Raw genomic sequence first — 23,055 nt, forward strand, 5'->3', positions numbered from 1 at the left:
ATTGCGTGCGTATTTCCCGTGTTGAGCGAGCTTTTGCCTTGACGACCGGCGATACGGCCGCTCCGGCCGAATCCGCCCCCGCCGAGACCGCCCGGGTCGTCTCCACCGCCGTCGCGCCGTCGTATGCGGAACCCGCCGGGTTCGACCGGGTCGGAGCCTCGACCTCGAGCGCCCAGCAACTGTTCAACGCGGGCGCGCCGGCCAGTGCGACCGGCTTCGTCAACACGTCCGGCGACAAGGACTGGTACGCGGTCACCCTCACCGCCGGCCAGACCTATCAGTTCTCCCTGGACGGGACCTCGGGCCTCGACGCCTATCTGGAGCTGCGCAATTCGAGCGGCGTTCTGCTGGCGTCCAACGACGACGGCGGCAGCGGAACCGACTCGACGCTGTCCTACACCGCCGTCGGGGGCGGCACCTTCTACGTCTCCGCGGGCGGCTTCGGCTCGAGCACCGGCGCCTACACCCTCGACGTCGCGCCGATCGACGTGGTGGACACCATCGACTGGGGCACGAAGATCGCCGACGCCGCGGTGATCAACGTCTACTTCGCCCCGGCCGGGCAGCAGTTCGACGGCGAGACCTCGCTCGGCTGGAATTCCTATGAAATCCAGCAGGTGATGAACGTTCTCCAGCAGTACGAGAACGTCTGCGCGATCGACTTCGTGATCACCACCGACCCGGCGGTCGCGGACCTCAAGCTGCTGATCGCCGCCACCTCCGACGAGGCGCTGGGCTACTTCAACCCACCCGGCGAGCCGGATGCCGGCTGGGGCGTGTTCTATCGCGCGGGAACGGGCTGGGACGAGGCCGGCGGCGGCGGCCTGCAGCAGGGCGGGTACGGCTACGTCACCCTGCTGCATGAGCTCGGCCACGGTCTGGGCATGGCCCACCCGCATGACAACGGCGGCGGCTCGCCGATCATGCCCGGGGTCACGGACTCGTTCGATTCCTACGGCGTGAACAACCTGAACCAGGGCGTGTTCACGGTCATGACCTACAACGACGGCTGGGCGCTGTCGCCGACGCCGCTGCCGTCGTACATCGTCGGCTACGGCTACGAGGGCACCCCGATGGCCCTCGACATCGCCCTGCTGCAGCAGAAGTACGGCGCCAACACCACCTACAACAGCGGCGACAACACCTACGTCCTGCCGTCCGGCGACAAGGCCGGCACGTACTATTCGTGCATCTGGGACACCGGCGGGATCGACACCATCGTCGCCCAGGGCTCGAACCGCGCGGTCATCGACCTGCGGGCGGCCACCATCGACTTCAGCGCCACCGGCGGCGGCGTTGTGTCCTACATGTTCGGGACCCACGGCGGCTTCACCATCGCCCAGGGCGTGGTGATCGAGAACGCCACCGGCGGCGACGGCTACGACTCCATCACCGGCAACGACGCGGATAACATCCTGCGCGGCGGCGGCGGCGACGACACCCTGACTGGCGGCCTGGGCGCGGACCTGCTGGACGGCGGCGCCGGCGACGACACCCTGACCGGCGGCGAGGGCGACGACACTTATCTGGTGGACGGTCTCGGCGACCGCCTCACCGAGACCGGCGCAGGCGTGGACACCGTTCGCGCCTCCGTCTCCTGGACGCTGGCCGCCGGCTTCGAGAACCTGGTGCTGACCGGCTCGGCGCTGAACGGGACGGGCAACTTCCTCGCCAACACCATCACCGGCAACGACGGCGCCAACACGCTGGACGGCGGCCTGGGCGACGACGTGCTGAGCGGAGGCCTCGGAAGCGACCTGCTCGACGGCGGCTACGGCGACGACGTGCTGGACGGGGGCCTGGGCGACGACACCTACGTGATCGACGTCGGCTCCGACCGGATCGCGGCCGACGCCGGGGGCGTCGACACGGTTCGCTCGGCCGCGGCCGCCTGGACGCTGGGCGCCGGTCTGGAGAACCTGATCCTGACCGGCTCCGGGTCGATCAACGGCACGGGCAACGCCCTGGCCAACACCATCACCGGCAACGACGGCGACAATCTGCTGGACGGCGGCGCGGGCGACGACGTGCTGCAGGGCGGCCTGGGCAACGACACTTACGTGGTGGACAGCCTGGGCGACGTGATCAGCGACACCGGCGGCGTCGACACGATCCGGACCAGCTTCGCCTGGACGCTGGGCGCGGACTTCGAGAACCTGGTGCTGACCGGTACGGCGGCGCTGAACGGGACCGGCAACGAGCTGGCCAACCTCATGACCGGCAACGCCGGCGCCAACCGTCTCGAGGGCGGGCTGGGCGCGGACCAGCTCTTCGGCGCGGACGGGGCGGACCAGCTGATCGGCGGCGACGGCGACGACGTGCTGGACGGCGGCGTCCTGGCGGACCTTATCGACGGCGGGGCGGGCAAGGACACCGCCAGCTACGGCTCGGCCGCGGCCGGCGTCACGGTCAACCTCAACAAGACCACCGCCCAGGCCACGCTCGGCGCCGGCTCCGACACCCTGGTCTCGATCGAGAACCTGGCCGGCTCGGCCTTCAACGACAACCTGCGCGGCAACGCCGGGGCCAACCGGCTGATCGGCGGCGCGGGCGACGACGTGATCGAGGGCGGCGGCGGGGCCGACGTGCTGGACGGCGGGGCCGGGATCGACACTGTCAGTTACGTCAACACCGCCGGCTCGGGCGTGGTCGTGAACCTGCTCACCGGCGCGACCGGCGGGGCCGGAACCGACGTGCTGAACGACTTCGAGAATGCGACCGGTTCGCGCTACGACGACCAACTGACCGGTCACGACGGCGCCAACGTCCTGTCGGGGCTCGGCGGCGCCGACGTGCTCGTCGGCGGCCTCGGCGACGACACCCTCGACGGCGGCACCGGCGCGGACACGGTCTCCTACGCCGGGGCCACGGGCGCCGTGACGCTCAGCCTCAACAGCCTCGGCGTCGGCCAGCAAACAGGCGCCGCGGGCGTCGACACCCTGCTGTCGATCGAGAACGTCATCGGTTCGGCCTTCAACGACAGCCTGCGCGGCAACTCCGGCAGCAACGCGCTGACCGGCGGGGCGGGCGACGACGTGCTGGAGGGCGGCGGCGGGCACGACAAGATTGACGGCGGCGCCGGGATCGACACCGCCAGCTACGCCAACACCGCCGGCGGCGTCGGCGTCACGGTCGACCTCACCAAGACCGGCGCCCAGGTCACCGGCGGGGCGGGCTCGGACACCCTGTCCGCAATCGAGAACCTGACCGGCTCGCGTTACGCCGACGTGCTGCGCGGAGACGCGGGCGCCAACGTGCTGATCGGCGGCTCGGGCGACGACGTGCTGGAGGGCGGCGCGGGGAACGACACCCTGGACGGCGGGCTGAACGTCGACACCGCCTCCTACGCCGGCGCGAGCGCCGGGGTGAGCGTGAACCTCGGCCAGGCGGGCGCGCAGAACACCGGCGGGGCCGGCGTCGACACCCTGACCTCGATCGAGAACCTGACCGGCTCGGCCTTCGCCGACTCGCTGCGGGGGACCAGCGGCGCCAACGTGCTGATCGGCGGCTGGGGCGACGACGTGCTGGAAGGCGGCGGCGGCGACGACCGGCTGGAGGGCGGGACCGGAACCGACACCGCCAGCTACGCCAGCGCCGGCGCCGCGGTGACGGTGAACCTGAACGCCGCCGGCGGCGTCCAGGCCACCGGCGGGGCGGGCACGGACACCTTCGTGTCGATCGAGAATGTGACCGGCTCCGCCTTCAACGACAGCCTGCGGGGCAACTCCGGGGCGAACGTGCTGGTCGGCGGGGCCGGAGACGACGTGCTGGAGGGCGGGGGCGGGGACGACCGGCTGGACGGCGGGGCTGGGGCGGACACGGCCTCCTACGCCGCCGCGGGCGCCGCGGTCAGCGTCGACCTGAGCCTGACCGGGGCGCAGGCCACCGGCGGGGCGGGCGCCGACACCCTGGTCTCGATCGAGAACCTGACCGGCTCGGCCTACGCCGACACCCTGCGCGGCGACGCAAACGCCAACACCCTGACGGGCGGCGCCGGCGCGGACGTGCTGATCGGCGGCGGCGGCGGCGACATCTTCGTCGGCGGGCTCGGCGCCGACACCATGACCGCCGGCGCGGGGGCCGACATTTTCCGCTTCGCGGCCGGCGACGGCCAGGACGTGATCGAAGGCTTCGATCCGGACACCGATCAGCTCGTCGTCACCGGTTACGCGACCTGGACGGAGATCCGACAGGTCGGCGCCGACGTGCTCGTGGTGTTCTCCGCGACCGACAGCATTCTCGTCCGGAACGCTTCGGCGGCGGCGTTCGCGCCGGTGATCCTCGGCACCGCGGCGGCCGACACGCTCGCGGGCGGGAGCGCCATGGACGTCATTCGCGGCCAGGGCGGCGACGACGCGCTGTCGGGCGGCGGCGGGGACGACGTGCTGGAGGGCGGCGACGGCAACGACCGGCTTTCGGGCGGCGCCGGCGACGACATGATCGACGGCGGCGCGGGCAGCGCCTCGGTCGACGCCGCGGGCGCCTGGCCGGGGGACACGGCCGAATACGCGGCGGCTGTGGCCGGCGTGAGCGTCGACCTCGCGATTTCGGGCGCGCAAGACACGGTCGGCGACGGCGTCGACACCCTGCGCGGGATCGAGAGCCTGCTCGGCTCTGACTTCGCCGACAGCCTGAGCGGCGACGCCGGCGTGAACCGGCTGAGCGGCGGCGGCGGCGACGACGTCCTGCAGGGCCGGGACGGCGACGACGCCCTGGTCGGCGGGGCGGGGGACGATCTGCTGGACGGCGAGGCCGGGAACGACACTGCGATCTTCCTGGACGCGGCCGCGGGCGTGACCGTGGACCTGTCGGTCAGCGGGGCGCAGGCCACCGGCGCGGGGCTCGACACCCTGGTCTCGATCGAGAACCTGATCGGCGGCCACGGCAACGACACTCTGCGCGGCGACGCCGGCGCCAACATCATTCGCGGCCACGACGGCAACGACGTGATCGAAGGCGGCGCGGGCGACGACACCCTGATCGGCGGTGGAAATATCCTCGACGGCGGTTCCGGGAACGACGTCCTGCGCGGCCAGGACGGGGACGACACCCTCATGGGCGGGCGGGGGAACGACACCCTCGACGGCGGCGTCGGCATCGACACGGTGAGCTACGGGCGCGACGCCGCCACCGCCGGCGTCACGGTGAACCTGTCGCTGAGCGGGGTGCAGAACACCGGCGGCGCCGGGAAAGACACCCTGATCGGGATCGAGAACCTGGTGGGAAGCGCCTGGGCCGACACCCTGACCGGCGACGCGGGCGCCAACCGCCTCGACGGCGGCGCCGGCGGCGACACCCTGATCGGCGGGCTGGGCGACGACATCTACGTGGTCGACATGTTCTCGGACAACGTGGTCGAGCTGACCAACGAAGGGACGGACACCGTCCTGACCAGCATGTTCAGCTACGCCCTGGGCGCCGGCGTCGAGGTGCTGACCGGCACGTCCGCGACCGGCCAGCAACTGACCGGCAACAGCCTCGCCAACACCATAAACGGAGGGGCGGGCGACGACGACCTGCGCGGGGGCGGCGGCAACGACCTGCTGATCGGCGGAGCCGGGAACGACGTCCTGGGCAGCGGCCTCCAAAATGACGTGCTGGCGGGCGGCGACGGCGTCGATACCGCCGACTACTTCGCCGCCTCGGCGGGCGTGACGGCCGACCTGTCGGTCGGGACCGCCCAGAACACCCGCGGGGCCGGGTTCGACACCCTGACCGGGATCGAGAACCTGCTCGGTTCGGCCTATGGAGACACCCTCCGCGGCGACGCCGGCGTCAACGTCCTGAACGGGCTCGCCGGCGCCGACGTGCTGCGGGGCAAGGCTGGCGACGACGTCCTGACCGGCGGGGTCGGCGACGACACATTCGTGTTCGCGGCCGGCGACGGCCAGGACACGATCACCGACTTCACCTTCGGCTCCTTGGAGGACCGCATCCAGGTGATCGGCTACAGCGGCTATCAGGAACTGCGCCAGATCGGCTCGGACACCCTGGTCGTGTTCTCGGCGACCGACAGCATCCTGCTCAAGGGGGTGCTGCCGGGATCGCTGACCGCGGCCGACTTCGTCTTCAACACCGCCACGATCACCGGAACGTCGGCCGGCGAAGCCCTAGCCAGCGGCGCGGATGCCGACGTCATCCAGGCGCTCGGTGGGGACGACTTGATCACCGGCGGCGCCGGCAACGACCTCATCTTCGGCGGCGACGGCAACGACCAGATCGGAGACGTGGGCGGCGACGACACGTTCGACGGCGGGAATGGGTCCGACTGGTTGAGCTACGAAGGGGCGGCCGGTGGCGTGACGGTCAACCTGACGCTGACCGGCGCCCAGAACACCGGGGGCGCCGGGGTCGACACCCTAGTGAGCATCGAGACCCTGTTCGGCACGGCGTTCAACGACGTCCTGACCGGCAGCGCCGCGAGCAACGCGCTCTTCGGACGCGACGGCGACGACATCCTGAGCGCCGGAGCGGGTTCGGACGCGCTGGTCGGCGGCGACGGGGACGACCAGCTGTTCGGCGGCGACGACAGCGACTCGTTCGACGGGGGGAACGGCGACGATTTCATCGACGGGGGGGCGGGCGTCGACACGCTCACCTACGCGACCGCCTCTGCAGGCGTCACCGTGAGCCTCTCGGTGACCGGCCCCCAGAACACGGGCGGAGCGGGCGTCGACACACTGACGAGGATCGAAAGCGTCTACGGATCCAATTACGCGGACGTCCTGACGGGCGACTGGCTCAACAACGACCTGCTGGGGAACGACGGCGCGGACGTCCTGATCGGCGGGGGCGGCATGGACAACCTCTACGGCGCGGCGGGCGACGACCGGATCGAAGGACAGGGCGGTTCGGATACGCTGAGCGGCGGGACGGGCAACGACCTGTTCGTGTTCGCGGCCGGTTCAAACCAGGACCGCATCGCCGATTTCGTCGCCGGCGGAACCGAGGACACGCTCGACTTCTCCGCCTACGAGGGGTCGGGCTACACCTACTCAGTCGCCCAGAACGGCGCGGACACGGTGTTCACCTTCACCAACGGCGACGTCGTGATCCTGACCGGTGTGACCGCCACCGACCTGGTCCAGATCGACGCTTGGCACTGGGGCTGAGCCGGCGGCGCGGCGGGCGACCGCCGCGCCCTGGCGCGTTGAGCGTGCCCCAAAGGGCATAGTCGGCGGCAATCCGAACGCGGATACGCACGCCGCGGCTGTCAAGCTTGGCTGTTCGGCCTAGGCTCCCCCAAACACGTCTCTGGGGGGCGCCGGCATGGGCCAGTTCGACAGCATCGCGTGGGCTGAATCCGCGGCCGCGGCCGCCGGCGCCGCGCCCGGTGAAAAGCCGGTCTTCAACCTGAACCAGGTGATCGCCAATTTCGAGCGCTGGGGGATCTCCTGGGGGCCGGGGGCGGTGGTGCCTTACGCCTTCCTGACCGCCGTGCCGTCCGCCCTGGGCGGCGATCCGGACTACGCCGGCTTCCAGGCCCTGAGCGACATTGAGCAGGGCTTCGTGCGTATGGCGTTCCAGATGATCGCCGACGTCGCCAACATCAGCTTCGTCGAGGTGCCGGACAACGGCTCTTTCTTCGGCCGCCTCACCTTCGGCAGTTCGTCGACCATGCCGGACTTCGTGTGGGGATGGGCCGACGTGCGCGACGCCGGGACCAGCGTCCTCGCTTCCAGCATCTGGCTGAACACCGAGACGGTGGGCACGCGCAGCTGGGTCGTCGGCGGCTATAACTTCATGGCCACCATGCACGAGATCATGCACGGTCTCGGCTTCCCGCATCCGGGCGAATACAACGCCGACGGCTCGGACATCACCTACGCCGCCGACGCTGAGTATTTCCAGGACAGCCGTCAGTACACGGTGATGTCCTACTTCGCGGCCGCCGAGACCGGCGCCTTCCACATGCGGTCGGGGCTCACCTATTCCGGCGCCACCCTGCTGCTGCACGACATCGCCGCCATCCAGGCGGTCTACGGCGCCAATACGACCACCCGCACGGGCGACACGGTCTACGGCTATCACTCGACCGCGGGGCTGGTGTCCTACGACTTCAGCGCCAATACCAACCCGATCGTCTGCATCTGGGACGCCGGCGGGATCGACACCATCGACCTCTCCGGCTCGGCCACCGCGATCAATTTGGACCTCAACGAAGGCGCCTTCAGCGACGTCTGCGGCTTCACCGACAACCTGTCCATCGCCTACGGGGCTCAGGTCGAGAACGGAATCGGATCGGCCCTGGCCGACTTCATTCTCGGCAACGCCCTGAACAACCAGCTGTCCGGCGGGGCCGGCGACGACCAGCTGACCGGCGGCGCCGGCGACGACGTGCTGATCGGCGGAACCGGTGCGGACACCATGCTCGGCGGCGCCGGCGACGATCTCTACGAGGTCGAGAACTTCGGGGACGTCGCCGTCGAACAGGCGGGCGGCGGCGTGGATACGGTTCGCGCCTCGCTCACCCATGTCCTGGGCGCGAACGTGGAGAACCTGGTGCTGATCGGGACCGCCCTCAACGGAACCGGCAACGGCTTGAGCAACGCGCTGACGGGCAACGCTCTGAACAACAGCCTGGACGGCGCGACCGGCGACGACGTGCTCGAAGGCGGCCTGGGCGACGACGTCCTGGTCGGCGGGACGGGGACGGACACGGCCTCCTACGCCGGGGCGTCGGGCGCGGTCACCGCCAGCCTCACGGCTGGCACGGCCAGCGGCGCGGCGGGGACCGACACCTTCAGCTCGATCGAGAACCTGACCGGGTCCGGCTTCGCCGATTCCCTTCGCGGCGACGCCAACGCCAACGTGCTGAACGGCGGCGGCGGCAACGACCTGCTGGACGGCGGGGCGGGCAACGACACCCTGGTCGGCGGGAGCGGGAACGATACGGCGACCTACGCCAACACCACGGGCGGGGTCGGGGTGAGCGTCGACTTGAGCCTGGCGGGCGCCCAGGCCACCATCGCCGCCGGGCTGGACGCGTTGGCGGAGATCGAAAATCTGATCGGCTCGTCCTACGCCGACACCCTCAAGGGGGACGCGGGGGCCAACATCCTGACCGGCGGCGCGGGCGCGGACGTGCTGGACGGACGCGGCGGCGACGACAAGTTGGACGGCGGGACCGGCGTCGACACCGCCGACTATTCGTCGGCGACGGCCGGGGTGACGCTCAACCTCAACGACATGGGCCAAGCCCAAAACACGGGCGCGGCCGGGATCGACACGCCAAAGTCGATCGAGAACATCAACGGCTCGGCCTTCAACGACAACCTGCGCGGCCACGCCGGCACCAACTACCTGTACGGCGGGGGCGGGGACGACGTGCTGGAGGGCGGCGGCGGCCACGACCACCTGATCGGCGGCGCCGGGATCGACACCGCTTCCTACGTCAACTCGGCCGCGGCGGTGACGGTGCGTCTGACCACCACCGACGCCCAGGTCACCGGCGGGGCGGGCTCCGACACCCTCACCGAGATCGAGAACCTGACCGGTTCGCGCTACGACGACCGCCTGACCGGGGACGCGGGCGACAACGTACTCTCGGGCCTCGGCGGCGACGACCTGCTGGACGGCGGGGCCGGCAACGACACCCTGGACGGCGGCCTTAACTTCGACACCGCCACCTACGCCGGCGCCGCGTCGGGCGTGACGGTGAACCTGACCGTCTCGGGCGCCCAGAACACTGTCGGGGCCGGGATCGACACCCTGATCTCGATCGAGAACGTCACCGGCTCTGCCTTCAACGACAGTCTGCGCGGTAACACCGGGGCCAACACCCTGGTCGGCGGCGCTGGCGACGACGTGCTGGAAGGCGGCGGCGGCGAGGACCGGCTGGACGGCGGGACCGGGAACGACACGGCGACCTACGCCCATGCGGCGGCGGCGGTGAGCGTCAACCTGAACGCCGGCGGCACGCAGCCCACCGGCGGGGCCGGCACCGACACCCTGGTGTCGATCGAGAACGTCACCGGTTCAGCCTTCAATGACTCGCTGCGCGGCAATTCTGTCGCCAACGTGCTGGATGGCGGGGCCGGGAACGACGTGATCCTCGGTGGCGGCGGCGCCGACATCATCGTGGGCGGCGGAGGCGACGACGCCCTGACCGGAGGGACCGGCGACGACCTGTTCATATTCGCCGCCGGCTTCGGTCACGACGCCGTCGCCGACTTCGTGGCCGGCGGCGCTGAGGATCGGCTGGACTTTTCCGCCTACGCCGGCTCAGGCGTGACCTACAACCTGGCCCAGGTCGGGGCGGACGCGGTGTTCACCTTCTCTGACGGCTCGACCGTGACCCTGACCGGGGTCACCGCGGCGAACCTGCATCAGATCGACCCGTGGGGCTGGGGCTGATCCCGCCCCTGCTTGAGCGCGTGTCGGCACAGGCGTCCGGAGCGAGTTCGAACACGTCCGGTCGCGTCCGGCCCCCCGGCGCGCGGCCGTCCGAGGGCCGAGGCCGCTCGGGTCGCTCGGTCCCGCCTACCCCCCGCCGGGGAGCTCCCCGAGGAACGCCCGATTAGCTTCGCGTAGCTGCGCGGCCGCCTCGTCGTAGAGGAACGGCAGGAAGGCGTAGCGCCGCCCCCGGGTGACCGGCGTCACCGTGTGCAGCAGCGAGCAGGAGAACACCACCGCGCCCCCGACCGGCGGCTTGAAGGTGCGCGGGCCGTATTCCGGAAAGCCGATCTCGCCGCCGTCGAAGTCGGCGTTCAGGTTGATGGACACGGCGAAGCGGCGGTGGGCTGTGCCCTTGGTGGTGTTGTCGCGATGCGGCCGGAAGTGGCCGCTGTCTTCGGCGCTGTAGCAGGCCACCAGGTAGCGCTCCATGCGCGTGACCTCGAACTGGTAGGCGCGCCGGATCTCCGGCACGAGCCGCCGCAGGACGCGCTGCTGCGCCTCGCGGATGAGGCTCTCGTCGGTCAGGGTGTGGTCGGCGCGGCGCTTGTGGCGGGGGTCGTGGACCACGACTGTCTTGCCGCCCACATCGCGCATGAACCCCGACGTCTCGCCGCCGTGCGCGGCGTAGGCGTCGGTGAGCTGCCGACAGAACTCCGCTTCGAACACGCCGGGCAAGTAAAGGACGGGCGCCTGGATCTCGGGGCCGGCGTATCGCGCGACCGGCGGCAGTGCCTCGAGGAAGGCGGACAACTCGGCGCGGTCGGCTCCGTCGTCGGCGAACGGCGCGACCTTGAGCACCCTGAGCGCCGGGTCGAGCACGATCCACAGACGACGGGCCCGAACGCTCGACTCGTCGCCGGCCTCGGGCGCTGCGCCGTAGAGTCGGCTGACCTTGGCGTCGAGATCCCAGAAGTAGCGAACGCCGGGCAGGCTGTCGGTGAGCCGGTCACGGTCGTGGGGATCGAGGCTGACCCCGAAGAACGAGAAGCGCTCGTCATCGAACAGCTGGCGGTGCTCGTCGATCAGAGACAGCGCCGATCGCCCCGCCGCGTCTCCTGCCGTCGCGAAGAAGCAGAGCACGATGTACCGGCCGGCCGTGGTGTCGAAGACGTACCGGGGATTTCCCGTGGCCTGCGCGGTGAACCACGGCGCGGGGTCGCCCGGCTGCAACAGGCGATAGCGCTGATCCAAGGGAGACGTCACAATTTCAGGAACGCCATTCATCAAGCCAACTCTCGCCATTTGCGCAAGGGGGGCTGATGCAACGCCCCCCCCTCGGCGGGGCATTCCATCGCCTTCTCGCCAATGGCAATTCGGTATTGCTGCGACTCACGGCTGGCGCAGAGCGCCCGCAGAAACTCCGGGTGAACCATCGCGGATCGCCGTAGGCTTCCGCGAGAGCCCACGGCTCAGGTGGGGTTCAGCCCGGCTGAGGTACAGAGCGAACGCGCCCAGAGCAAGGCCTGCAGGTGTCCACCACTGGTGCGAGCAAGACTTCCGGCCGTAGCGAAGGGGCTACAATGGGTCCCCCGTTCGAGCCGGGGAGGCGGTACCACTCCCCAACGGCCGTGCTGCGCGGGGGAAATGCGAGTGCGCTGAGCCAGCGCCCTCGGCCTCATTCTCACTTTTGACGCGCCCCCGCATTCGGTTCGCAGACGGGCGCTCACATCAGTCGGGCCGTGCGCAGCGCGCTCGCGATCACTCCCTGGACGTCGCCGGGCACGTGCTTTTCGAGCGCCGCCATCACCTGGTCTCCGAGCGAGGCGGGGACCGGATGCCGGCGTCCAAGCTCGGGCGCGTCCGCAAGGGCCGGTCTCGGCGTGGCCGCTTCGCTGGCGGCGACAGGGGACGCGGTCTCGGGGAGGTCCCAGAAGCGGGCGATCTCCCGCGAAGAAGACACCCCCGCTTCCAGCATGAACGCCCCGGCCGCGCCCACGCCCTCAGGCGCGCCCGTCGCCAGCGGCGTACCGTGCCCGAGGCCCTGGATCAGGTTGAGCTCGATCAGCACCTCGTCGCTCCCGGGGCCGCGCCAGACCGCGCGGGTGCGGCCGGACAGGGCGTGGGTCTCGTCGGGCTCGGACGCCAGGCCGTGCGCGGCCGCCCACTGCCGGGCCGTGTCCGTGGCGGCGCGGGGCTTGACCGTGGTGTCGGCGCTCCCGTGCCACACCGACAGGCGCGGAAGCGGTGAGCCGGCCGGCGCGGCGCGGCGCACCCGGGCGCCCAAGTCTGCGGCGGCGTGGGCGCGGCCGCCGTGCATCGCGGCCAGCGCCTCCTGTACGTTGGCGGCCACGCCATAGGGCAGCCCCGCGACGACGGCCCCGGCGGCGAACACCTCGGGATAGGTGGCGAGCATCACGGAGGTCATGGCCCCGCCGGCCGACAGGCCGGTGACGAACACGCGTCTAGAGTCGAGCCCGTGCGTGCGAATGGCGTGAGCGACCATGGCGCGGATCGAGGCCGCCTCGCCCCGGCCGCGCGTCGCGTCCTCGGGCTGGAACCAGTTGAAGCAACGGTTGGGATTGTTGGCCTGCGTCTGTTCCGGCGCGACCACGGCGAAGCCGCAGCGGTCGGCCAGGGTCAGCCAGCCCGCGGCGTGCGCGTGCGCCTCGGCCCGCTGGGTGCAACCGTGCAGGACCACCACCAGCGGCGCGCTCGGCGCGAGCCCCTCGGGAACGTAGGTGAGCATGCGTAGCGCGCCGGGGTTGTCGCCGAAGTCGAGCGTCTCCTTGAGCCGGGTTTCGCCTGCATACGGGGTGGCGGGGCCGTTTTGCGCCCGCCGTCGCAGGCGCGCCAACAGCTCGGTGCTCTCTCCCAGGCTCGGCATGATCGATCACTCCGTCTCGGGGCAAGGGGTGGACTGTTGCGATGCAGCATTCCGCTCGCAAGGGAGGGATATAAATGCTGCAGTGCGGCGTAAAACCCCGAGGGGCGAAAAACCGCCCGCTCGGGCGCCCTTCGCTCAGGCGAGAATTCGTCGACGGAACCGCGCCGGACGCGCGGCGTTCACCGGGGTTCCCTATGGAGTACACGCGTCATGGCGGAACCGACGAAGCTGAACGCCCTGCAACTGCTCAGCGCTGATCACCGCAAGGTGGAGGCCCTGTTCGAAACCTTCGAAAAGGCCCGCGGGGCCGAGCGCAAGCACGCTCTGGCGCAACAAATCTGCACCGAGCTAAGGGTGCACGCCCTCATCGAGGAAGAGATTTTCTATCCGTCGCTGCGCGGCGAGGTCGATGAGGACATGTTGAACGAGGCTTATGTCGAGCACGACGCGGCTAAGGTGCTGATCAACCAGATCGAGGCGGCTACGCCGGACGACGACTACTTCGAGGCCAAGGTGACGGTCCTGCAGGAGGAAATCGCGCACCACGTCAGCGAGGAGGAGCGTCGTCACGGAAGCCTGTTCGCCCAGGCGCGTAAAGCGGGTCTCGACCTCGAGGCTCTGGGGGAGCGGATGAATGCGCGAAAGCTCGAGTTGACGGCCCTGGCCAAGCGCGGCGAGTTGCCCCCGGCACGGCCGACCACCTTTGGCGCGTCATCCCTGACGGGTGACGCCATGGCGGACGCGCGACGTCGTTAATCAGCCTCGACGAGCCGCCCGCCACCTTCTCCGCCTCGCTGGAGCCGGGTGCCCCCTACCGGGCGGCTCGACCGCCTCGAGCGTCTGACCGAAATTTCGCCCCGCCTGGACCTAACCCTCCGCTCACAGGTTCGCCGTCCCGCAGTCCTTGTAAGCGCGTGGGAGCGAAATATGCCGAGCCATACTGGAAAGACGCCCGGCTCCAGACGGGGTGAAACGGCGAAGGCTGGCGCGAGGATTTCCACCAGCTACGGCGAGCTCCAGGGCGGCGGCGGCGAAACCCATCAGACCGTCGCAGAAGGCGCGGAACGCCTGACCACCTCGCAAGGCGCGCCGGTCGCCGACGACCAGAACACCCTACGGCAGGGCGACCGCGGTCCCGCCCTCATGGAAGACTTCCACTTCCGGGAGAAAGTCTTCCACTTCGATCATGAGCGAATTCCCGAACGGGTGGTCCACGCGCGGGGTTACGGGGCGCACGGCTACTTCGAACTGACCGACTCCCTCGCCGACGTCACCCGCGCGGACGTGTTCCAGCGGGTCGGCGAGCGCACGCCCGTCTTTGTGCGCTTCTCGACGGTGGCCGGCAGCAAGGGGTCTTTCGACCTGGCGCGCGACGTGCGCGGGTTCGCCGTCAAGCTCTACACCCGGGAAGGCAACTGGGACCTCGTCGGCAACAACATCCCGGTGTTCTTCATCCAGGACGCCATCAAGTTCCCCGACCTCATCCACTCGGTGAAGCCGGAGCCGGATCGCGAATTCCCCCAGGCGCAGTCGGCGCACGACAACTTCTGGGACTTCATCTCGCTTACGCCCGAAAGCCTGCACATGATCATGTGGGTCATGTCCGACCGGGCGATCCCGCGCTCCTTCCGGTTCATGGAGGGCTTCGGCGTCCACACTTTCCGCCTGCTCGACGCCCAGGACCGCTCGACCTTCGTCAAGTTCCACTGGAAGCCGAAGCTCGGCCTGCAGTCGGTCGCGTGGAACGAAGCGGTGAAGATCAACGGCGCCGATCCGGACTTCCACCGGCGCGACCTGTGGGACGCCATCGGTAGCGGCGACTTCCCGGAGTGGGAGCTGGGCGTGCAGCTCTTCGACGACGCGTTCGCCGAAAGCTTCGCCTTCGACGTGCTCGACCCGACAAAGATCATTCCGGAAGAGGAGATCCCGGTCCGCGTCGTCGGCCGCCTGGTGCTGGATCGGCGGGTCGACAACTTCTTCGCCGAGACCGAACAGGTGGCCTTCTGCACCCAGAACGTTCCGCCGGGCATCGACTTTTCGGACGACCCGCTCCTGCAGGGGCGCAACTTCTCCTACCTCGACACCCAGCTGAAGCGCCTCGGCGGGCCCAATTTCACGCACCTGCCGATCAACGCGCCCAAGTGTCCCTTCGCCCATTTCCAGCAGGACGGGCACATGGCGATGCGCAATCCGGTCGGCCGCGCCAACTACGAGCCCAACAGCTGGGGCGAGCAGGGCGGACCGCGCGAAGATCCCGAGCGCGGCTTCCACAGCTTCGCCGCTGAGGAACGCGGGCCCAAGACGCGCCGGCGGCCTGAAAGCTTCGCCGATCACTACAGCCAGGCGCGACAGTTCTTCGTCAGCCAGACGCCGATCGAGCGGAAGCATATCGGGGACGCGCTGACCTTCGAACTGAGCAAGGTCGAGCGCCCCGACATCCGCTCGCGCGTGGTGTCGCACCTCCTGCATGTCGACCGGACCCTCGCCCGCACGGTGGCGGACGGGCTCGGCCTGGATATGCCGGAGCCGGCCAAGGCCGCGCGACCGGTCGTCGACGATCTGCCGCCGTCCGACGCGCTCAGCATCGTCAAGCGCGGCCCGCAGCGGTTCGAGGGCCGCAAGCTCGGAATCCTCCTCACCGAAGGAGCCGACGCCGGCCTTTTCAACGCCCTGGTGGCCGCCGTGGAGGCTGAGAAGGCGGTTTACGAAGTTATCGCCCCGAAGATAGGCGGCGTGGTCCTTTCCGACGGCGCTAAGGTTCCAGCCGACCAAAAGATCGATGGCGGCCCGTCCGTGCTTTACGACGCCGTCGCAATCGTCGCCTCGCCTGCAGGGGCGACGCTTCTGGCAGGCGACTCCGCCGCCAAGGACTTCGCAACCGACGCCTTCGCGCACTGCAAGTTTATCGCCTACTCCGCGGAGGTGATGGTCCTCTTCGAGAAGGCGGGGCTGGCCGACGACATCGACGCGGGCTGCATCGCCCTGGGCGGACCAAAGGACGCGGCCGCCTTCCTGAAGGCGTGCGCGCCCCTGCGCTTCTGGGACCGCGAGCCCAAGGTCGACCTGGACGCCAAGGCGTGAGGGCGCCTCCGTCAAGGGGGGCGCCGTACTCGCGGTGCGCGCCGGTCCGGCCGGCCTCGCAAGCTTCCCGGCGCTAGGCCGATGGTTCTAAGCCCCTGAGTTCACTGAGTGTCCCCTGGATTGGCGGTCTAGAGGTCCCCGTTCGAGCCGGGGAGGCGGCGCCATCGCAGGGTCGCCCCTGACCTGAGGCCCGCGGCTGACGGCCCCGGTGGCTGTCTCCCTTCCGCTACAGCCGTCGGCTGTCCGGCCGGCTTGGTCGCAGGGCGCGCCCGCGCAGCTTTACGGCGAAGCTTCGCCACGCCAGACTTTTTCCGCAAAAGCAGGGGAGGGGCGCCATGTCCCGCGGAATGTTGAGGGCCGCGCTCGCGGTCGGCGTGACGACGAGTGTGCTTGCGGCCTGGTCGATCGCCGCGGCCCAGACGCCGCCGGCCCAGATGGGCGCGCGTTACGTCCCGGCGCCGTGGTGGATGCAGGAGCCGGTGATCGCCTCGATCGGCCTGGTGCGCACCGAGCTTCCGGCCAACCGGGCGTCCTTCTCGGCCCAGTTCCAGGCGGTCGAGCGCACGTCCGCCGCGGCCCAGCAGGCGGCCGCCGCCAAGGTCCGCGAGATCGACGCGGCGCTGCGGTCTTACGGCGCCGACAAGGTGCGGATCGAGACCACCCTGTCGACGCGGCCGCTCTACGAGCAGTATCGCGACAAGGACGGCAACATTCTGGAGAACCAGCGGGCCGACAAGATCGACCGCTTTGAGGTCTCCGCCAGCCTGCGCATCGACGTCCGCGACATGGCGGTGCTGGAGCGGGCGTACGCGGCCGTGCAGGCCGCCCAGCCGACCAGCGTCGGCCCCGTCGGCTTCCGGCTGGAGCCGGACAACGAGGTCAGGACCTGGCTGTCCAAGGAGGCGGTCAAGGACGCCGCTCGCCGGGCCACGCTGGCGGCCGACGCGGCCGGGTCCAAGCTGGGACGTGTGAAGGTGATCGATCCGACCGGCCGGGCCTGCCAGACCGACGTGCTGGCCGGCTGGCCCAGCTACGGCTCCGGCGGCGCGCCGGTCGACGTCGCCTACGACGGGCCCGCCATGGCCTCGCCGCCGCCGCCGCCTCCGCCGCCGCCTGCGCCCATGTCGGCGCGCGGCGGCCAGGCCGAGCCCATGCAGTTCACCCTGCAGCCGCCGCGTCAGTGGCTGCAGGAGGAAGCCTGCGTGGTTTACGGGCTGATGTGAGGACGCCTCAGGCCGCGGGCGACAGTTCCGCGGCCTGGGCCTGCTCCACGAGCGCGTCCAGGGCCCCGATCAGGTCGCGGACCAGATCGTCCTCGTGCTCCAGCCCGACCGAGACGCGAAGCAAGGAGTCGCCGATGCCGGCGCGGCGACGCGCGTCCGGATCCATGGCCGCATGGGTCATGGTGGCCGGGTGGGCGATCAGGCTCTCCACCCCGCCCAGCGACTCCGCCAGGGTGAAGACGCTGACGCCTTCGACGAGACGGCGCACGTCGTCGACGCCGCCGGCCAGCTCGAAGCTCAGCATGGCCCCGAAGCCGGACTGCTGGCGCTTGGCGATCTCGTGGCCCGGATGGCCGGGCAGGCCGGGATAGTGCACCGCGCGCACGGCCGGATGGACGGCCAGGGCCTCGGCCAGCTTCTGGGCGGTGACCTGCTGGCGCTCGACCCGCGCGAACAGGGTGCGCACGCCGCGGAGCGTCAGGTAAGCGTCGAACGGCGAGCCGGTCACGCCCAGGCAGTTGGCCCACCAGGTCAGGCGCTGGACGTCGTCCGGATCGGCCGCCACGACCGCGCCGCCGACCACGTCGGAGTGACCGTTCACGTACTTGGTGGTGGAGTGGATCACGAGGTCCGCGCCCAGCCGGATCGGCTGCTGCAGGGCCGGCGACAGGAAGGTGTTGTCGACCGCGACCTTGGCTCCGACCGCCTTGGCCTTGCGGCAGACCTCGGCGATGTCGACCAGGCGCATCAGCGGGTTGGACGGGCTTTCGATCAGCACCAGTTTCGGCCGTAGCGCCAGGGCGGCGTCCAGGGCCGCCGCGTCGGTCTGGTCGACGAACTCGACCTGGAAATGGCCCTTGCGCTGGCGGGCGCAGAGCAGGCGGTGGGTGCCGCCGTAGCAGTCATGCGGGGCCAGCAGCAGGTCGCCGGGCTCCAACTCGTGCAGCGCCAGGTCGACGGCGGCCATGCCGGTGGCGACCACCACCGCGCCGGCGCCGCCCTCGAGCTCCGCCAGGGTCTCGCCCAGCAGGTCGCGGGTGGGGTTGCCCGAGCGGGTGTAGTCGTAGCGCCGCTTCTGGTCGAAGCCGGCGAAGCTGTAATTGCTGGACAGGTGCAGCGGCGGCATCACCGAGCCGAACGCCGGATCGCGATCGACGCCGGAGCGCGCCGCGGCGGTACAGGGGTGGATCGGCTGGGACACGGCGGACTCCTGGGAGGCGGGAATGACGGCGGGGGAGGGCGCTGCGCCCTCGGCGAAGAAGCGGCGGAGGACGGAGGCGACCGCGTCGTCCTCCTTCAGGAAGGCGTCGTGGCCGTAGAGCGAGGGGCGCACGACCAGATCGGTCAGGGCGGGCAGGCGCCGCGCCAGGTCCTGCATGTCGGCCAGCGGCACCAGCCGGTCGGTGTCGAAGGCCAGCAGGGTGGTGGGCGCGACGACCGCCTCGGGGCGCACCCGGTGGCGGTCCATGCTGTCGGACAGGGCGATCCAGCGCGCCTCGGCCATCAGCTCGGGATAGGCCCGGCCCCGCGCGATCAGGTAGTCGCAGACCGGGTAGGCGCCGCCGGCCTCGGCCGGGGCCTCGCCGGCGAAGCGCTGCGCGAACTCGTCTGGCGTGCGGTAGGTGGTCATGGCCAGCTCGCGGGCCAGGGCGATGCCGTCGGCCGGGCGGCCGACTTCGCGGGCGAAGGCCAGGATGCGGCGCTGAATGCCGCGCCAGGCAGTGGCCATCGGGTGGGCCCGGTGGGCGGCGGAGATCACCAGCAGCCGTTCCAGCCGTTCGGGAAACCGCTCGGCGAAGGCCAGGCCGACCATGCCGCCGTAGGATGCGCCGACCCAGGCCGCCGCGCGTTCAACGCCGGCGGCGTCCAAGGCCAGGGCCAGCAGGCGGGCCTGGTCGCCGGTCGTCAGCGTCGGCGGCGTGCTCGCGCCTTCCGGGACGAAGTCGAAGCCCAGCACCTGCAGGCGCTCGAGATCGACCGGGCCGCCGGGGCGCACCACCTGCGGCCACCAGTCGGCCGCGTCGCGGCCGCTGGACACGCCGCCGGCGACGACCACGACGGGGGCGCCCGCCCGACCCTGCAGCCGGGCGCGGATATGCGTCTGCTCCAGCCGGCCGCCGGCCTCCAGCCGGAAGCTGTCGGGGATGGCGACTTCGAAGTCGCGTGCGCCGGTTTGTTCGTTCGCCGAAGTCATCGGCCTTCTTCCGCCTCCCACTCAGGAGAGCTCCGGCGGAAACGAAAGACCGTGAAGCGCGCACGGCCCTTGGGCGGCATGCGCTCCACTCATCTGTCGCGGACCTGAGGTCCCCGCAGGAGTTGGCACCTTGCGCGAAGCGCAGGTTGCCCCGGCGTCAAAGGGCCTGTCCCTCAGCCGGTCTCGATGAGTGAGTTCATGCTGCGGCGCGGCGACCGACTTCGTCAAGCGGGAAAAATTTTGCGCCGAGGGCCTTGACGATCGGATCGGCTTGCGTCGTTCCTAGAGACGCGCCGATTTGATCATCAGCTTGCGGGCGCGGTAGAAATGCAGCTAAAGCGGGATGTGCGGCGCGTGAAATCGCGCCTGCACTCTGGCTCGACAGCTATTTCTCCGTCATCGCAGTTGGATTTGTTTGCGGCGCGCCGGCCTGTTGGAGCGCTGTCGTGACCAAACCTGTGATCGTCCTGAAATTCGGCGGATCTGTTCTTCGTGGCGAAGAATCCGTCGCGTCGGCCGTTTCCGAAATCTACCGCTACGTCCGCCAGGGCAGCGCCGTCGTGGCCGTGGTGTCGGCCTTCCACGGTGAGACGGATCGGCTGCTGCGCCACGCGGCGACCTACGGCGCCGCACAACGCGGCCGGGCCACGCCCTACCTGGTGGCGCTTGGCGAGACGCGGTCGGCGGCGCTGCTTGCGCTGGCGGCCGAGCGCGTCGGCCTGCAGACCCGCCTGCGGCCCCCGCACGAGATCGGCCTGCGGGCCGGCGGCGACCGGCATGACGCCTCGCCGGTCGACGTGGACACGGATCGCCTGCGCCGCGACCTCGACGAGGCCGACGTGGTCGTGGTCCCGGGCTTCGTCGCGGTCGGCGAGCACGGCGAGACGGTGCTGCTGGGGCGCGGCGGCACCGACCTCAGCGCCGTGTTCCTGGCCGCGCGGCTGGGGGCGCGGGTGCGCCTGCTGAAGGACGTGGACGGGGTCTACGACCGCGACCCGGCGCTGAACCGGGCCGGGGCGCGCCCGTTCGCCCGCATCACCTGGGCCGAGGCCGAGCGGCTGGCCCATCCCCTAGTGCAGGACAAGGCGGTGCGCCTGGCTGCGGCCGTCGAGTTGCCGATCGAGGTGGCGGCGCTTGGAGCGGCCTACGAGACGGTGATCGGGCCCGACACCGCCGTGCGCATCGCCGCCCCGCCGGCGGGCGAGGCCTTGCGGGTGGCGCTGCTGGGCTGCGGGGTGGTCGGCGGCGGCGTGCTGGAGCGGCTGCTGGACGATCCGGAGCGGTTCGAGCCGGTGGCCGTGCTGGTCCGAGACGTCGGGCGGCGCGCCTGGCACCGGGCCGGCGGCCTGTTCACCGACGAGGTGGAGGAACTGGCGAGCGCCGACGCCGACGTGCTGGTCGACACCGGCTGCGGGCTGGAGCCGAGCTCGGACCTGATCGAGGCGTACCTCGCCCGCGGCGGCGCCGTCGTCAGCGCCAACAAACAGGCGGTCAACGCCGCACGGACCCGTTTCGCCGCAGCCATAGGGGCCGGCGGCGGACGGCTGCTGCACTCGGCGGCCGTCGGCGGCGGCGCGCCCTTCCTCGAGGCCGCCGCGCGATGTCGTCCCGACGGCGTCGTCGGGATTGAGGGCGTGGTCAACGGCACCTGCAACTTCGTGCTGGAGCGCCTGGCCGAGGGCCTGACGCTGGACGCGGCCGTGCACGCCGCCACCCGCGCGGGCTTCGCTGAGGCCGATCCGTCGGCCGACCTGGAAGGGCGTGACGCGGCCGCGAAGCTGGAGCTGCTGGCCCGCGCCGCGGCGCCTGACGCGCCGTTCGTGTTCAAGGGCGCCGACGTGCTCGACGCCAGCGTCACGACGCCGGCGCAGGGGCGCCTGAAACAGGTCGCCCGCGCCGTGCTCGGGCCGCACGGCTGGACCGGCGAGGTTCGCCTGGTCGCCTTGCTCGATAGCGATTTCCTGGCCGGAGCGGAGGCGGAGGAGAACCGCCTGCGCCTGACCCTGGCCGACGGCCGGCAGGTGCACACGGCCGGCAAGGGCGCCGGCCGCTGGCCTACGGTTGAGGCGGTGATGGCCGACCTCTACGACCTGCGCCGCGAGGGCCGCGCCGCCGCCGTCAGCCGAACGGCGCCTCGAGCGAAGGCGACGGCTGGGTGAACCAGGCCGCCCCGTCCTCGGTGACGTGGAAGTGGTCTTCCAGGCGCACGCCGAACTGGCCCGGCACCACGATCATCGGCTCGTTGGAGAAGCACATGCCGGGCGCGAGCGGGGTCTTGTCGCCGCGCACCAGATAGGCCGGCTCGTGGATGCTGAGGCCGATGCCGTGGCCGGTGCGGTGCGGCAGGCCCGGCAGCTTGTAGTCGGGGCCGAAGCCGTTCGCCTCCAGCACCCTGCGGGCGGCGTCGTCGACCGCCTCGCAGGCCACGCCCGGGCGCACGGCGTCGAACGCCGCCAGCTGGGCCTCGCGCTTGATCCGCCAGACCCGGGCCAGCGCCTCGGTCGGTTCGCCGAACACGTAGGTGCGGGTGATGTCGGAGTTGTAGCCGTCGACCTGGCAGCCGGTGTCGATCAGCACCAGGTCGCCTTCCTTCAGCACCTGCTCGCCCGGCACGCCGTGCGGATAGCTGGTCGCCTCGGCGAATTGCACGGCGCAGAAGGTGTTGCCGCCGTCCGCGCCCATGGCCCGGTGGGCGGCGTCGATGAAGCGGCGCACGTCGCCGGTGGTGACGCCCGGCGCCAGCATCAGGGCCGCGCGGCGCTGGGCCTCCAGGGTCATGGCCTTGGCCTGAGACAGCAGGGCCAGCTCGGCCGGCGACTTGATCATCCGGCAGCCGTCGATCACCGGCGCGCCGTCCACCAGCTCGACGCCGGCCGCCGCCTTGCGCAGGCCGTCGAAGGCGAAGAAGGGCAGGGCGGGGTCGATCGCCAGCGTGCGCGCGCCCTTGTCGGCCAGGGTCTGGGCGACCAGGCGATAGGGGCTCTCGTGCTCCTCCCAGGTGCGGATCTCGGCCGAGATCCCGAGCGAGGCCTCCAGCGAGCCCAGTTCGAAGGTCGGGCAGATCATCACCGGGTCGCCGTGGCGCGGCAGGACCATCGCCACCAGCCGCTCGGTCGCGCCCCAGGCCATGCCGGCGAAATAGCGCAGGCTGGCCCCGGCGTTGACGATCAGGGCGTCGGCGCCGATCGTCGTCATCAGCGCGCGGGCGCGCTCCATCCGCCGCTCGCGCTCGGCCGCATCGATGCGCGGGGCCGGCGCGGCCCAGCGGCCCAGTCCAGCCAGTTCACGCTCCGCCGTTGAGCCGCCGACGCCTTTGGTCATGGTACGCCTTCCCG

The 23,055-nt window shown here is 70.9% G+C and carries 10 protein-coding genes and 1 riboswitch; of the genes, 6 read left to right on the forward strand and 4 right to left on the reverse strand.

All coding sequences use genetic code 11. The annotated features are described in order from the left end of the window. Positions 1 to 38: 38 nt before the first annotated feature. On the forward strand, positions 39 to 7,112 hold the full coding sequence (locus H8B08_RS19460) for a pre-peptidase C-terminal domain-containing protein (protein WP_304516282.1): 7,074 nt from the start codon (positions 39 to 41) through the stop codon (positions 7,110 to 7,112). A gap of 157 nt (positions 7,113 to 7,269) precedes the next feature. Continuing rightward, positions 7,270 to 10,356 (forward strand): M10 family metallopeptidase C-terminal domain-containing protein, encoded by a 3,087-nt coding sequence (locus tag H8B08_RS08150; RefSeq protein WP_187449708.1) that lies wholly within the window; start codon positions 7,270 to 7,272, stop codon positions 10,354 to 10,356. A 126-nt stretch (positions 10,357 to 10,482) separates the two neighbouring features. Here the strand turns inward: H8B08_RS08150 and H8B08_RS08155 are convergent, their stop codons facing one another. Together H8B08_RS08155 and H8B08_RS08160 are read right to left on the reverse strand one after the other, a co-directional pair. Beyond that, complete coding sequence (locus tag H8B08_RS08155; protein ID WP_255500734.1) at positions 10,483 to 11,589, reverse strand: 2OG-Fe(II) oxygenase; 1,107 nt, start codon at positions 11,587 to 11,589, stop codon at positions 10,483 to 10,485. Between the two features lie 472 nt (positions 11,590 to 12,061). Continuing rightward, positions 12,062 to 13,222, reverse strand: coding sequence for a PHB depolymerase family esterase (locus tag H8B08_RS08160; protein WP_187449710.1), 1,161 nt, complete (start codon positions 13,220 to 13,222; stop codon positions 12,062 to 12,064). A gap of 210 nt (positions 13,223 to 13,432) precedes the next feature. Between H8B08_RS08160 and H8B08_RS08165 the strand changes: the two genes are divergently transcribed. From H8B08_RS08165 to H8B08_RS08175, 3 genes are all read left to right on the forward strand, one after another. Next, positions 13,433 to 13,978: a hemerythrin domain-containing protein gene (locus tag H8B08_RS08165; RefSeq protein ID WP_187449711.1), complete on the forward strand. Its 546-nt coding sequence runs from the start codon at positions 13,433 to 13,435 to the stop codon at positions 13,976 to 13,978. A 171-nt stretch (positions 13,979 to 14,149) separates the two neighbouring features. Continuing rightward, on the forward strand, positions 14,150 to 16,303 hold the full coding sequence (locus H8B08_RS08170) for a catalase (protein WP_187449712.1): 2,154 nt from the start codon (positions 14,150 to 14,152) through the stop codon (positions 16,301 to 16,303). 335 nt (positions 16,304 to 16,638) lie between these two features. Then, a complete protein-coding gene (locus H8B08_RS08175) occupies positions 16,639 to 17,526 on the forward strand; it encodes an SIMPL domain-containing protein (RefSeq protein ID WP_255500735.1) in 888 nt (295 codons plus the stop codon). A gap of 7 nt (positions 17,527 to 17,533) precedes the next feature. On the opposite strand, the gene metB is transcribed toward H8B08_RS08175, so the two are convergent. After that, entirely contained in the window at positions 17,534 to 19,720 is a 2,187-nt protein-coding gene (gene metB / locus H8B08_RS19185) for a cystathionine gamma-synthase (RefSeq protein WP_187449713.1), read from the reverse strand. Positions 19,721 to 19,806: 86 nt separating this feature from the next. Beyond that, positions 19,807 to 19,913, reverse strand: a riboswitch (SAM riboswitch). Between the two features lie 253 nt (positions 19,914 to 20,166). Between metB and H8B08_RS08185 the strand changes: the two genes are divergently transcribed. Beyond that, the gene (locus H8B08_RS08185; RefSeq protein ID WP_187449714.1) at positions 20,167 to 21,879 is read left to right on the forward strand and encodes a homoserine dehydrogenase; all 1,713 of its coding nucleotides are present in this window, start codon (positions 20,167 to 20,169) and stop codon (positions 21,877 to 21,879) included. On the opposite strand, the gene H8B08_RS08190 is transcribed toward H8B08_RS08185, so the two are convergent. After that, positions 21,839 to 23,041 (reverse strand): Xaa-Pro peptidase family protein, encoded by a 1,203-nt coding sequence (locus H8B08_RS08190; protein WP_187449715.1) that lies wholly within the window; start codon positions 23,039 to 23,041, stop codon positions 21,839 to 21,841. The genes H8B08_RS08185 and H8B08_RS08190 overlap by 41 nt on opposite strands. Positions 23,042 to 23,055: the final 14 nt, after the last annotated feature.

This window comes from Caulobacter sp. 17J80-11 (assembly GCF_014349105.1).
Lineage (GTDB): Bacteria > Pseudomonadota > Alphaproteobacteria > Caulobacterales > Caulobacteraceae > 17J80-11.